The following is a 13172-nucleotide window of genomic DNA, read 5'->3' on the forward strand; positions in this document are numbered from 1 at the left end:
GTAAGTGGCACAACTGCTCTGCAATCATTACTTCGCGGCGGGTGGAGCGTTCTCCTCCGCGCCGTTCGGCCCGATCATGAACAGGTTGCCGAAGTTTTTCTCCCCACAGCCTATGGACGACAAAAGCGCAGGTCAGGTAGGTAAGGGTCGGCTGATTGTGTGTTTGTCCACAGCGGTGTCCCCCGTGCCGTGCACAGGATCGGCGCACTTCTCCACAGGAACGGGTCCTTCGTCCACATGGCCTGTGGATAACCAGATTGGCGGACGGTGCCGACGGGCCTACCGTAGTCCGGCGCCTGGCCCCTGTTCCGGTCTGAGAACCCATCCGAACTCGACGCGCCGTAACCGGAGTCGGGCGTCTCGTTTGTCAGAGCCGTGCCGTAAGAAAGAAGGGCACAGCAAGGTCCGCGCCGCGGACGGGAGGAGGTGCCGGGGTGAGTATGCCCGAGCCCGTGGAAGACCCCTGGGCGGACGCCGGCCCCAGTGACCGGCTGCCTGCCGCGCGCTCCCGTCGGGGCGAGGGCAAGGGGCGTGGCCGCGACGACCGCCGCGACCGTGGCGGTGACGAGGAGGGCGGCTGGCCCTCCGGCGGTTTCGAGCGCGTGCCGCCCCAGGACCTGGACGCCGAGCAGTCCGTGCTCGGCGGCATGCTGCTGTCCAAGGACGCCATCGCGGACGTCGTCGAGGTGCTCAAGGGCCACGACTTCTACCGGCCGGCCCATGAGCTGATCTACCAGGCGATCCTCGACCTGTATGCGAAGGGCGAGCCGGCCGACCCGATCACCATCGCGGCCGAGCTGACCAAGCGCGGCGAGATCGCCCGGGTGGGCGGCGCGTCGTATCTGCACACCCTGGTCCAGTCCGTACCGACGGCGGCCAACGCGGAGTACTACGCCGAGATCGTCCACGAACGGGCGGTCCTGCGCCGGCTCGTCGAGGCCGGCACCCGCATCACCCAGATGGGATACGCGGCCGACGGCGACGTCGACGAGATCGTCAACAGCGCCCAGGCGGAGATCTACGCCGTCACCGAGCAGCGCACCAGCGAGGACTACCTGCCGCTCGGCGACATCATGGAGGGCGCCCTCGACGAGATCGAGGCGATCGGCTCCCGCCAGGGCCAGATGACCGGCGTCCCCACCGGCTTCACCGACCTGGACTCCCTCACCAACGGCCTGCACCCCGGCCAGATGATCGTCATCGCGGCCCGTCCCGCGATGGGTAAGTCCACCCTCGCGCTGGACTTCGCCCGTGCGTGCTCGATCAAGAGCAATCTGCCGAGTGTGATCTTCTCGCTCGAAATGGGCCGCAACGAGATCGCGATGCGTCTGCTGTCCGCCGAGGCGCGGGTGGCGCTGCACCACATGCGGTCCGGCTCGATGACGGACGAGGACTGGACCCGCCTGGCCCGGCGGATGCCGGACGTGTCGGCCGCGCCGCTCTACATCGACGACTCGCCGAACCTGTCGATGATGGAGATCCGCGCGAAGTGCCGCCGCCTCAAGCAGCGCAACGAGCTGAAGCTGGTGGTCATCGACTACCTCCAGCTGATGCAGTCCGGCGGCTCCAAGCGCGCCGAGAGCCGCCAGCAGGAGGTGTCGGACATGTCCCGTAACCTCAAGCTGCTGGCCAAGGAGCTGGAACTGCCGGTCATCGCGCTCTCGCAGCTCAACCGTGGCCCCGAGCAGCGCACGGACAAAAAGCCGATGGTCTCCGACCTGCGTGAATCCGGCTCCATCGAGCAGGACGCGGACATGGTCATCCTGCTGCACCGCGAGGACGCCTACGAGAAGGAGTCCCCCGCGCCGGCGAGGCCGACCTGATCGTGGCCAAGCACCGTAACGGTCCGACGGCGACCATCACCGTCGCGTTCCAGGGGCATTATTCGCGGTTTGTGGATATGGCGCAGACCTGATGTGAAGGTATGCGGGTTCTCAGGTCTGGTAGCTACGGCCTGTTGCCGTCGCGGTCATGTCGACTGTTCACGATGGACCCCCGAGGCGAGCCCGGCCGCCCTCGGGGGTTCACCTCTGCCGGTGGCCTGCGTCACCGAATTGACCTCTTCCTGGGACTGATCGCGCCCGCCCTCCCGACGGGACAAGACGCTGCGGATCAGGTCCAGAGCTGGATGGCGGCCGTGGAGCGACTGGCCACCGCGAGTCAGCGCCTCAAGCCCTGGGACGATTCCTCCGGCGGACTCACGCGCCTCGCACAGCGATTTCCGGTCCTGGGCCTCTCCCATGCCAGTCGCGCCACCCTGCTCCGCCTCAACGCATACGCCGGGCTGCGCTGGCACCAGGCCTTTTCCGCCGAAGATGCCCAGGCATACAAGCCCGCACCGGAGGTTTATCAACTTGCGATCGACGCGGCAGGGTGCCCACCTGAGCGCGTACTGCTGGTCGCCGCCCACGCCTGGGGCCTTCGCGGGGCTCAGGCGGTGGGAATGCGAACCGCCTATGTTCAACGACCGGGCGGGGACGCTCCGGAGAGCTCCGGCATTTTCGTCTGGCGGTCGGACAGCCTGGACGCTTTGGTCGCCGAGCTGACAGCGGAATGAAAGTGGCGCCCGGTCAGCGATTCCCGAATCCAGAAACGGGCGTTCGACTAATTCGCCGCCCGTTTCGGCGAAGGTCGGGACGAAGCCCTCATGTTCTCGGAGTCCGTTCCCGAGGAGTCGTCCCGGAGTTGTGCCCCTACCTGCCGATGGCTCCGTACGACGAGTGACTCATTCGGCCCGCGCCTCCTGGGTGAAGAAGTTGATCAGGTCCTGGGGTGTGGGGTTGTGGGTGACTTCCGCGGCCGTGGCGGCCGCCGTGCTGCGGGGGAACAGGGCTTTCTCGTACGTGGCGAGGGCGGTCTCGACGGAGTCCGGATGCGCGGCGAGGGCGATGCCGAGTTCGGCGCCGTCCTGCATGGCCAGGTTGGCGCCCTCGCCGTTGGGCGGGGTGAGGTGGGCGGCGTCGCCGAGCAGGGTCACTCCGGGCACCCGGTCCCAGCGGTGCCCGGGCGGCAGGGTGTGGAGGGGGCGCAGGACCGGCGCGGTCTCGATGCCGGTGATCAGAGCGGTGAGTTCCGGTGCCCAGCCGGCGTACTCCTGCGCGATCCGTGCGGCGGCCGTGGCGACATCGGTGAAGTCGACGGCCGCGAACCAGTCCTGCGGCTTGGTCAGTGAGATGTAGGCGCGGAGGACGCCGTCCTTCTCCCGGTGGGACACGAACCACTTCCCGTGCTCGTCCGGGTCGAAGGCCATGAGCGTCCCGCCGCCGACCGCCTTCGCGGTGGCCGGGTGCCGGGTGTCGGCGTCGTACAGGCAGGTTTCGACGACGGACCGGCCGACGTACGCGGGTGTGGCGCCGGAGAGCAGCGGGCGGGCCCGTGACCAGGCGCCGTCCGCGCCGACCAGCAGGCTCGTGGCGACGGTGGTGCCGTCGGCGAAGGTCACCTCGTGGCGGCCCTCGCCGACGGCGCGGATGCCGGTGGCCTTGTGGCCCCATCGGACGGTGCCGGCCGGCAGCGAGTCGAGCAGGAGTTGCCGCAGCTCGCCGCGCTGCACCTCGGGGCTCTTCCCGGTGCCGTCGTCGGGCTTGTCGAACAGGACGGTCCCGTTCCGGTCGAGGAGCCGTATCGCTTGGCGGCCCTCCAGAACGATGCCGCGGAACGCGTCCGTCAAGGCGGCCGCCCGGAGCGCGAGTTGGCCGCTGTGGTCGTGGATGTCGAGCATCCCGCCCTGCGGCCGCGCCGTCGGGGAGGGCTCCGCCTCGTAGATGACGGCCGGGATGCCGTGCACGTGCAGGACGCGGGCCAGCACGAGGCCGCCGAGGCCGGCGCCGATGATGGTGACAGGAGTGTGCATGGGGCTCCTTGGGTGTCGTACACCTGCCGGGCGGGCCCGGGAGGCTCTCTGCGGAAGGGGTTCGGCCCGCCGGGCCGGGCAAGCGCGCGGTAAGCGGCTCAGACGACGATGACCCGGCGGCCGCGGGTGTGACCGGCGTGGCTGTCCCTGTGCGCCGCCGCGGCCTCGGCGAGCGTGTACGTCTTCTCGACCGGAATGCGGAGCTTGCCCCGCGCGATGAGGCCGGCGGCCTCGGTGAGCGCATCCGGCACGCTTCCGGCCACGCCGGAGAAGCGGACACCGAACTCCGGCGCGCCGAGGTCGGCGATGGTGATCACCTTCCGCGGGTCCCCGGTCAGTTCGACGAGTTCGCGGAGCACGCCCGAGCCGGCCAGGTCGAGGGCCGCGTCGATGCGGCCGAGCTGCCGCACCCGCTCGGTCCAGCCCTCGCCGTACGTCGTGGCGGTGGCGCCCAGGCCGCGCACATAGTCCTGGCTCGTGGCCCCGGCCGTGCCGATCACGGTGATGCCGCGGTCACGGGCGATCTGCAGAACCGCCGACCCGACTCCTCCGGACGCGCCGCTGACCAGCAGCGTCTGCCCGGGACGCACACCGACCTGGCCGATGATGCGCAGCGCGGTCTCCACCACGGAGGGGTAGCCGGCCGCCTCTTCGAACGACAGCTGCCCGGGCATACGGGTCCAGGCCGACAGCACGGCGTACTCGGCGTAGGTGCTCGCGCCTTCACCGAACACGCGGTCGCCGACCTGGACGCCTTCGACGCCCTCGCCGATCTGGTCCACCACCCCGGCGGCGTCCTGGCCGACCCCTGCGGGCAGTTCGATCGGGTTGCTCTTCTGGAACTGGCCCTCGCGGATCCGCCAGTCGACGGGGTTCACGCCCGCCGCCCGCACGGCGATGCGTATCTGTCCAGGGCCTGCGTGGGGTTCCTCGGCGTCGATGAGGCGCAGTACGTCGGGGCCGCCGAACTCGAAGTAGCTCACTTTCTTCATGCCGAGGACCGTAACACTAACGGTTAGCGTTTTGGAACGGTTACGGGTACGTAACTGCTAGCATCGGCGCATGACCGAGCCGCCCGGACGCCGTGAGCGCAAGAAGGCCGCGACGCGCCAGAAGATCGCCGACACCGCCCTGCGGCTCTTCCTGGAACGCGGGTACGACGCGGTGGGCATCCGTAACGTGGCCGCCGAGGCGGACGTGGCCGTCACCACGCTCTTCTCCCACTTCGCCTCTAAAGAGGCCCTGGTGTTCGAGCAGGACGCGGACTTCGAGCAGCGCCTCACCCAGGTGGTCACCGGCCGGGCGCCGCACGAGCCGCTCATCCCCGCGCTGCGCCGCGAGGTCCAGGCGCTGGTGCGGCACTGCACGGCGGAGGAAGCCGCTCCGATCTGGCGCATGATCGACGGATCACCGGCCCTGCGGAAGTACGAGGAGTCGATGCGGCTGCGCCACGCGGAGTCGCTGGCGGCGGCCATCGCCGCCGATCCCGGACTGCCGCAGACCGCGACGGCCGGCCGGGCGATCGCGAGGTTCGTGATCGACGCCTATTCGCTGGCCCGAGAGGAGACCGAACCGGAGGCCGCGGTGGACGAGATCTTCCGAATGATCGAGGCGGCCTGGGAGGCCGCTCGTCTTTCTTGACGGGCGTGCGGCCCTGTTCCTGACGGGCAGGGCATCGCGGTCGCGTTGTCAGTGGTTGCTGCGATGCTGCGGCGCATGACTCCTTTAACTCTCACCGACATCACGCAGGCGGTCCGCTCGGGCTGGGCTGCTGACACGTGTTCGACCGATGATCTCGGCCGTGCTCCCTGGACCGCCGACAATCCGGCCTGGGGACACTGCGACATCACCGCTCTCGTTGTCCACGACTTCTTCGGTGGCGAACTCTTGGTCGGAGAGGTGCACCTCGACGGGGAGCAGCACGGCCACCACTGGTGGAACCGGCTTCCCAGCGGCATCGAGATCGACCTCACGCAAGAGCAGTTCAGGCTTGGGCAGGTGGTGTCCGGCAGCCGAGCCGTTCAGCGGCCTGAGGGACGACTGCCGCGTCGCGGTGAGGAGTACGAGCTGCTGCGCGGCCGGGTCTGGCGGGCGCTCGGCCGGACGCCGGCGTAGTCACGGGAGCGCAGCGCCGACGGCCGGGCTTTGACCTTCAGGTTGCTTGAAGCCCCACCATCACTGTCATGGACGAGAGCGATGAGTTGCTGGGCATCGGAGCGTTCGGACGACGGGTGGGGCTGGCTCCGAGCGCGCTGCGCTTCTACGACGACTGCGGTGTCCTGCGTCCCGTCACGGTCGATCCGGCGAGCGGCTACCGGTTGTACGGGGCCGAACAGGAGGGCCGTGCTGTGCTGCTCCGCAGATTGCGGGAGGCAGGGCTGCCGCTGCTGGATGCCAGGTCCGTACTCGACGGGGGCGAGGCGGAGGCCCGTACGGTTCTGAACACGCACGTGGAGCGGACGCGACAGACGGCGGATGCCGCGCGGGCGTTGATCGAGGAAATGCTGCGGGGGAGCCCGGTGGAGGCTCCCCGCCAGCAGCCGCGGGGGCGGGCCGGCATCGGTGGTGCTGAGCTGGCCAGTGCGGTACGGCAGGTAGGGCCCGCGGTGGCGGACACCGAGACACGCGTGAAGTACCCGGTGCTCGGCTGCGTGTTGCTCGAACTCGGCGAGGGCGAGGTGCGGGTAGTGGCCACCGACCGGTACCGGTTGGCGGTCCGGACCCTGCGGGCGAGAACGGCAGGCGGTGCTCCGTGCCGGGTACTGATCGATGCCCGGGAACTGGCGGACATGGCAGCGTGGGCACTGCGACAGCAGCACATCGAGGTCGAGGTGAACGGGGACGAAGGGCGCCTGACCGGGGAGGGCGGGGTGCATCGCGCGTTCTTGGGCCGTGCGGGGGAGTTTCCCGATTACCGGCTGGTGCTGGACGGAGTGGAGGGCATCCGGCATCGGGTCATCGCGGACCGGACGGCGCTTCGTGATGCCTTTGCCGAGCGGGAGAAGGGCGCCGTGATCACCGTACGGGCGGGAGCACAGGAGGTGGTGGTCAGCGAGGGCGGGGGCGGAAGCGGGGGTCGGCCGGCGGTCGAGGTGAGCGCGGTCTGCTCGGGTCCGTCGTTGCGTATCGCCTTCGATCCGGCGGTGCTCGTTCCCGCGCTGGACTCGGGGGTGGGGCCCGATGTGCTGTTGGAGATTGCTTCCGGGACGCAGCCGGTCGTTGTGCGCTCCGCCGACCAAGGCAGTTTCACCACCTTGGTCATGCCGGTGCAGGCGCATGTTTCACGTGAAACGGACTGAAGAGGAGCCGGACGGTGGACGCGGACAATCACGTGGTGCGGCTGTGCGTGCGGGGCATGGAGGCTGAGGGGCGGGGGAGGACGCTGCAGCGCGTGGGCTGTTCTTGCAGGCTTGGGAGGATGCGCGTGACGACTACGAAGCCTGTATCGCCGCTCATTACGTAGCGCGTCATCAAGAAACGCCGGAGGAAACGCTCCGGTGGAACCAGGAGTGCTTGGACCGGGCGGACCGGGTGGGCGACGAACGTGTCAGCGGTTTCTATGCGTCCCTGTACGCGAACATGGCGCGCGCTCACCGGGAACTGGGTGAGACCACTGAGGCACACGCGTACTTTCAGCGGGCTGCCGAGCGGGTGGGGGACGCGCCGGGCGACGACTACGGGATGTGGAACCGTTTCGCTATCGCGGAAGGGCTGCGGGAGACGGCTGCCGGGAGGGGGCAGCCGCCGGACGGGGCGTGGCGGAAGCGGCAGAGGGCCGGGAGGCTGCGGCGGATTTGCTGGTGGGGCTGCTGGCCAGGCTCTGCGAGCGGCAGGACTTCAAGGCGCTGGGGATGATCCTGCCGGCATACCTGAGCGACCTCGGCTCCGAGCAGGACCGTGACCGGCTTCGGACGGCGCTGCACATGGTCCACGCGGCGCGATGGCTCATGGCGGAGGAACAGCAGACTCTCGGGAAGGCCATCGTGCTACTGGGGGAAGGGGCTAGCGCATCGGTGGTGGTGCGTGGGTGAGTTCGCATCGGGGACTGGCTTGGGGCCCGCCGGGCTCTGCGGCCGGGGTTGCCAGCTCGTGCATGGCCTCTACGGCACGGGCCAGTTGGTCACTCACCTGCTCCCGTACGTCCTGAAGTTGGGCGATACAGGCGTCCAGTTCCGCCAGCTTGCGCCGGTAGACCTGGAGCGAGGCGGGGCAGGCGTCGCCTGCTGGGTGGCCGGCGCGCAGGCACTCCACGAAGGGCCGGGTCTCTTCCAGCTCGAAGCCGAAGCGTTGCAGCACCTGGATCTGCCGCAGCAGCCGTAGATCCGCCTCGTCGTAGGTGCGGTGGCCGTTGGCCGTGCGCTCGGCGTGGAGCAGACCGCGCGCTTCGTAGTACCGCAGAGTGCGAGTGGTGGTGCTGGCTCGCTCGGCCAGTTCTCCGATCCGCACCTTCGCCCCCGTCCAGGCCCGGCACAGTGCTGTTCCGGGCGCCCTGACGACCGTAGCCGTTGACGCCGACGTCATGTCCAGGGGCTGGGTCGGATTCGGCGGTGCGGGTGAGGGGGTGGGTGCTCCATCCTTGTCCAGACCGTGGGTGTTGAGCTGTCGAGGAGCGCCATGAGCAGGGAACCGTCCGACGTGCGTCAGGAAGCGGCCTTCCGCGAGGAGCTGGACGGTGCGGGGGAGCACGAGGTGGAACAGTTCGCAGCGTTGCTGCCCGAGACGAGGCGGGCGTTGTTGCGACGGCTGGCGGTCGGCCAGGCCGAGGGGCGTGCACCTTCGCTGACGGGCGCGGTGATGCGGGGTGGGAAGGTGGCATGGGCCGCGTCTCGCAGTGGCGGTGGCACGGGCAGCGGCAGGCGTAGCGGTAGCGGCGATGGCACGGCCGGCGGGGTGGATGTCCAGTACCGGATCGGCTCGATCACCAAGACATTCGTCGCGGTACTGGTGCTGCGGCTGCGTGACGAAGGCCTGCTCACGCTGGACGATCCGCTCGGCAAGCATGTGCCGGGCAGCGCGGCTCCGGACGTGACGGTCGCCCAGCTCCTCTCGCACAGCTCGGGGCTGGCGGCCGAATCCCGTGGGCCCTGGTGGGAACGGACGCCCGGAACACTGCGGCCGGAGCCCGGCGACCTCTTCGAGGGCGATCCGCGGCGCCTGCCCGCCGGACGGCGGTTCCACTACTCCAACCCGGGTTACGCCCTGCTGGGCTCCCTGATCGAGCGCCTGCGCGGTGGGCAGGCCTGGGGTGAGGTGCTGCGTCGGGAGGTGCTGGAGCCGCTGGGCATGAGCCGTACGACGCTCCAGCCGCAGGCTCCGTGTGCCGACGGGTGGGCGGCGCATCCGTGGGCGGACGTACTGCTGCCGGAGCCCGCTCAGGACACCGGTCTGATGAGCCCGGCCGGACAGCTCTGGTCCACGGCCGAGGACCTGGTGCGCTGGGCGGCGTTCCTGCTCCGCGGTGACGACCGGGTGCTCGGCGCCGCCACCCTGGCCGAGATGCGGGCCCCGGCCGTACCGCCCGAGGGCGCGGCGTGGGACGGAGGCTTCGGGCTCGGACTTCAGCTCTTCCGGTGGAACGGGCGCCTGCTGTTCGGCCATGGCGGGTCCATGCCCGGCTTTCTGGCGTCCCTGATGATCGACGTTTCCGAGGACGTCGCCGGTGTCGTGCTGGCGAACTGCACGTCGGGGCCGGCCATCAGCGCCATCGCCGCCGACCTGGCCGGAATCGTCGCGGACCGGGAGCCGCGTATCCCGGAGCCGTGGAGCCCGATGGCCGGACCGCTGGACGAGGACCTGCTGGCCCTCACCGGGCCGTGGTACTGGGGCGCCCACCCGTACGTCCTGCGGTTGCGGGAGGCCCGGGCGCTGGAGATTTCGCTCCTGTCGGGCCCGGGGGCCGTGCTTCGCGGTTCCGTGCGGAGGCCGACGGCACCTGGACCGGGCTGGACGGTTACTTCACCGGTGAGCGGCTGCGCGTCGTCCGTACCGAGGACGGCTCGGTCAGCCACCTGGACGTGGGCACCTTCGTCTTCACACGGGGCCCGTACGAGCCCGCGGGCCCGGTGCCGGGCGGAGTCGACGAGGAGGGCTGGCGCGGCCGCTGACGGCGGCGGGACGGGAGCCGAGCCCGTACGGCAGGGGTGACGGCCCCGGACGTACAGTCGAGCCACATATCAGGAGCCGCCGCACCGCGGCCCGCTACCGCTGGAAGGCCACCGTGACTGACGCGACCGCCGTGAACACGACCTCCGACGTTCCGGATCTGCTCGATCTGCCGCCGCTCACCGCCGGACACTTCGCGCGGATCGAGGACAAGGTCGCGGCGCTGATGCGTACCCGGGCCGACGTCGTGGCCATGCAGGGTGAGGCGCTGCTGCCGCTGGAGGCGTGCATCCGCTCCGCCGCGGGCCCCGGCACCACGGCGCTCAACATCGTGACCGGCCCATACGGTGAGACCTTCGGCGGCTGGCTGCGGTCCTGTGGCGCCGAGGTCGTCACGATCAGCGCGCCGTTCACGGGAGCCGTGCGTCCGGAGCAGGTGGCGGAGGCGCTGCGTGAGCACCCCGCCATCGACTTCGTGAGCCTGGTGCACGCCGAGGCGGCGACCGGCAACACCAACCCGGTCGCCGAGATCGGTGCCGTCGTGCGGGAGCACGGCGCGCTGCTCATGCTCGACGCCGTGGCCTCGGTGGGAGCTGAGCCGCTGCTCACCGACGAGTGGGGCGTCGACCTGTGCGTGATCGGCGGGCAGAAGGCGCTGGGAGGTCCGGCAGGCGTTTCGGCGGCCTCGGTGAGCGCCCGGGCCTGGGAGCGCATCGCGGCCAACGAGCAGGCTCCCCGTCGCTCCTACCTCTCGCTGCTGGACTGGAAGGAGCGGTGGATCGACGGCGGACGTACCGCGCTGCCGCACGCGCCGGCGCAGCTGGAGATGCTCGCTCTGGAACAGGCCGTGGACCGTGTCGATGCGGAGGGCCTCGATGCCGTCATCACGCGTCATCGGGCGGCCGCGGCGGCGGTACGGGCAGGCGTGCGGGCGCTCGGCGCGCTGTCCCCGTACGTGGTGCGGGACGAGGACGCGGCCCCGGTTGCCACGACCCTGCGTGCGCCTGCGGACCTGGATGCACGTGAGATCGTCTCGGCCGCGCTGGATGCCGCGGACGGCACGGTTGCCGTGCCCGTCCAGGCCGCGGCAGGAGCGCTGGCCAAGGAGATGATCCGGGTGAATCACTATGGGCAGGCGGCAGAGCGGGGCGTGGTGCTGGCGTCTCTCGCGGCGTTGGCGGCGGGCCTGCGGGTGCTCGGCGTCACGGTGGACGGCGACGGGGCGGCCGCGGCGGCGGGTGCGGCATGGGATGAGGTCGTCGCCGGCTGAGGCAACGAGCGCTTATCGCGCAGCGCATTTGACGCGAGGTATCTGGGGTGCCGTTTCACGTGAAACGGCACCCCAGATTTTTGTTGGGTGGGTGGCTGTTTCACGTGAAACCGGAGGCGGGGACTGGTTGGTCGGGGGCGTCGCTGAGGTTTCAACGTCCCTTTGCGGACGCCTGGTTGGTCGTCGAGTGTGACGGCTTGAGCGAGTGGTCGTGTGTTGGCTGCGTGTGTCGCCTCCGTGGCGGTGCGGCCGTAGGGGACTTCCTCCTTTTGGGCGCGCTCCGGTGGCGGGGTGGGGGTGTCGAAGTAAGGCTGGGCGGTGAAGATCCGCGCCGTCCCAGCCTCGGTCTCGGCCCTTGCTCGGTCCCAGTCTCGGTCTCGGCTCTTGCCCGGCCTCGGTCTCGGCTCTTGCCCGGCCTCGGCCCCGGCCTCGGCCCCGGTCTTGGTCCCTTCCCGGCCTCTCCCCCGTTCCTCTGCGCTGGAGGCCAGTACGGCGAGTCGGGTGATGATCTTGGTTTCAGGCCCCCGTAGAATCGGAACGAGGGGCCCGGTTGAGCGTGAGGAACGCTCGACTCGGGAGGCGACGGTTCTCAGGAGGGTGGATGGCGGCGGATGGAGCGTCTGCCCCTGCGCGGGCGGACGCGCGGCGCAACAGGGAACTGGTGTTGCGGGCAGCCCGAACTGCTTTTGAGGAGCAGGGCTTGGGCGTACCGCTGGGTGAGATCGCGCGGCGTGCCGGTGTCGGTGCCGGAACCGTCTACCGTCATTTCCCCTCCAAGGACGCGCTGTTCAGGGCGTCAGTCGCCGACAGGGCGCGGCTTTTCGCGGACACGGCACGGGACTTGGCGGACGCCACGGAGCCCGTAGCCGTCTTTTTTCGGTTCATCGCGTCGGTGATCCGGGTGGCGTCCCGCAACAAGGCGCTGTGTGACGCGCTGGAGGCGGCCGGCGAGGGTGGTTACCAGCCTTCGCCGCATGCCGAGCGGGACTTCACCGAGGCCCTGGGAGTCTTGCTCGTACGGGCCCAAGAGGCGGGCGGCGTACGGAAGGACGTCGGTCTGGAAGACGTCTTGGCGCTGCTGGTCGGGTGCCTTTCGATGGAGCGCCGACAGGTCACGTCGGGGGCACCGCAGGGGCGGATGACGACCTTGATGTGCGACGGACTGCGGGCGGGGAAGAGCGTGACGAAACTGCCCCGCCAGGTGCAGAACCGTAACGAAACTCCGTGCGAGGTGTGTGGGGACCCGGTTCCTCCCGCGCGTACAGGCCGGCCGGCGCGGTTCTGTGGCGGAGCCTGTCGGCAGAAGGCGCACCGGGCCAGGGTGCGGACGCCGGTGCGTACTCGCGAAGGGAGCCGGCCCCGCGGCTGAGGGGGCACCCGGTACGGCGGTGACGCGGGCGCCCCGGGACGGGACCGAGCCAGGCGGAATCGCGACGGAACGGCGGAGAATGCGCGTCGTGGCAGGGCGGCGCGAGGTCAGAGCTGGAGCTTGAAGCCCAGGTGGGAGGCCTCGAAGCCGAGGTGTTCGTAGAAGCGGTGGGCGTCGACGCGCGTCGCGTCGGAGGTGAGCTGGACCAGCTGGCAGCCGAGGGCGCGGGATTCGGCGACCGCCCACTGGATCAGCCGGGTGCCCAGGCCGCTGCCCCGCTCGTCCGCGTGGACGCGTACCGCCTCGATGGTCGAACGGCTGCTGCCGCGTCGTGAAAGCCCGGGTATCACCGTGAGTTGGAGCGTCCCCACCGGTCGGTCGCCGCGTACGGCGACGACCAGGTGCTGGTTGGGGTCAGCGGCCAGCAGCTCGTACGCCGCGCGGTACGGGGTCAGGTCGTCCGGACTCTCGCGGGTGGCGCCCAGCGCGTCGTCGGCCAGCATGGCGACGATGGCCGGAAGGTCGTCCTCGGTCGCTGGGCGGATCTCGATGTCGCTCATGAGCGGGACCCTACGCAC

At 70.1% G+C, this 13172-nt stretch carries 11 protein-coding genes and 2 pseudogenes; 9 read left to right on the forward strand and 4 right to left on the reverse strand.

What is annotated here, in order from left to right; translation table 11 throughout:
- Nucleotides 1-434: 434 nt before the first annotated feature.
- Together dnaB and ACEXOX_RS24980 are read left to right on the forward strand one after the other, a co-directional pair.
- A pseudogene (dnaB, locus tag ACEXOX_RS24975) lies at nucleotides 435-1915 on the forward strand (replicative DNA helicase).
- 72 nt (nucleotides 1916-1987) lie between these two features.
- Nucleotides 1988-2557: a haloacid dehalogenase type II gene (locus tag ACEXOX_RS24980; RefSeq protein WP_406523381.1), complete on the forward strand. Its 570-nt coding sequence runs from the start codon at nucleotides 1988-1990 to the stop codon at nucleotides 2555-2557.
- A 168-nt stretch (nucleotides 2558-2725) separates the two neighbouring features.
- On the opposite strand, the gene ACEXOX_RS24985 is transcribed toward ACEXOX_RS24980, so the two are convergent.
- Complete coding sequence (locus ACEXOX_RS24985; RefSeq protein ID WP_406523383.1) at nucleotides 2726-3853, reverse strand: FAD-dependent oxidoreductase; 1128 nt, start codon at nucleotides 3851-3853, stop codon at nucleotides 2726-2728.
- 98 nt (nucleotides 3854-3951) lie between these two features.
- On the reverse strand, nucleotides 3952-4845 hold the full coding sequence (locus tag ACEXOX_RS24990; RefSeq protein WP_406523385.1) for an NADP-dependent oxidoreductase: 894 nt from the start codon (nucleotides 4843-4845) through the stop codon (nucleotides 3952-3954).
- Nucleotides 4846-4915: 70 nt separating this feature from the next.
- Here ACEXOX_RS24990 and ACEXOX_RS24995 point away from each other — a divergent pair, with 70 nt between their 5' ends.
- The 4 genes from ACEXOX_RS24995 to ACEXOX_RS25010 all read left to right on the forward strand — a co-directional run bounded on the left by ACEXOX_RS24995 (nucleotide 4916) and on the right by ACEXOX_RS25010 (nucleotide 7884).
- Nucleotides 4916-5494: a TetR/AcrR family transcriptional regulator gene (locus tag ACEXOX_RS24995; RefSeq protein ID WP_406523387.1), complete on the forward strand. Its 579-nt coding sequence runs from the start codon at nucleotides 4916-4918 to the stop codon at nucleotides 5492-5494.
- Between the two features lie 75 nt (nucleotides 5495-5569).
- Nucleotides 5570-5968, forward strand: a complete 399-nt coding sequence (locus ACEXOX_RS25000; RefSeq protein ID WP_406523389.1) for a hypothetical protein — start codon at nucleotides 5570-5572, stop codon at nucleotides 5966-5968.
- A gap of 68 nt (nucleotides 5969-6036) precedes the next feature.
- Complete coding sequence (locus tag ACEXOX_RS25005; protein WP_406523391.1) at nucleotides 6037-7152, forward strand: MerR family transcriptional regulator; 1116 nt, start codon at nucleotides 6037-6039, stop codon at nucleotides 7150-7152.
- A gap of 456 nt (nucleotides 7153-7608) precedes the next feature.
- The gene (locus ACEXOX_RS25010) at nucleotides 7609-7884 is read left to right on the forward strand and encodes a hypothetical protein (protein ID WP_406523393.1); all 276 of its coding nucleotides are present in this window, start codon (nucleotides 7609-7611) and stop codon (nucleotides 7882-7884) included.
- On the opposite strand, the gene ACEXOX_RS25015 is transcribed toward ACEXOX_RS25010, so the two are convergent.
- On the reverse strand, nucleotides 7856-8299 hold the full coding sequence (locus tag ACEXOX_RS25015) for a MerR family transcriptional regulator (protein ID WP_406526461.1): 444 nt from the start codon (nucleotides 8297-8299) through the stop codon (nucleotides 7856-7858). The two genes, ACEXOX_RS25010 and ACEXOX_RS25015, sit on opposite strands and share 29 nt — an antisense overlap.
- A gap of 243 nt (nucleotides 8300-8542) precedes the next feature.
- Here ACEXOX_RS25015 and ACEXOX_RS25020 point away from each other — a divergent pair.
- The 3 genes and pseudogenes from ACEXOX_RS25020 to ACEXOX_RS25030 all read left to right on the forward strand — a co-directional run bounded on the left by ACEXOX_RS25020 (nucleotide 8543) and on the right by ACEXOX_RS25030 (nucleotide 12594).
- Nucleotides 8543-9957: pseudogene (locus ACEXOX_RS25020) on the forward strand (serine hydrolase domain-containing protein).
- A gap of 113 nt (nucleotides 9958-10070) precedes the next feature.
- Complete coding sequence (locus ACEXOX_RS25025) at nucleotides 10071-11225, forward strand: pyridoxal-phosphate-dependent aminotransferase family protein (RefSeq protein ID WP_406523395.1); 1155 nt, start codon at nucleotides 10071-10073, stop codon at nucleotides 11223-11225.
- 601 nt (nucleotides 11226-11826) lie between these two features.
- Nucleotides 11827-12594 (forward strand): TetR/AcrR family transcriptional regulator, encoded by a 768-nt coding sequence (locus ACEXOX_RS25030; RefSeq protein ID WP_406523397.1) that lies wholly within the window; start codon nucleotides 11827-11829, stop codon nucleotides 12592-12594.
- A gap of 107 nt (nucleotides 12595-12701) precedes the next feature.
- Here ACEXOX_RS25030 and ACEXOX_RS25035 read toward each other — a convergent pair whose 3' ends face one another.
- On the reverse strand, nucleotides 12702-13154 hold the full coding sequence (locus tag ACEXOX_RS25035; RefSeq protein ID WP_406523398.1) for a GNAT family N-acetyltransferase: 453 nt from the start codon (nucleotides 13152-13154) through the stop codon (nucleotides 12702-12704).
- Nucleotides 13155-13172: the final 18 nt, after the last annotated feature.

Source organism: Streptomyces sp. Ac-502 (assembly GCF_045222935.1).
In the GTDB taxonomy this organism is placed as follows: Bacteria; Actinomycetota; Actinomycetes; order Streptomycetales; family Streptomycetaceae; genus Streptomyces; species Streptomyces monomycini.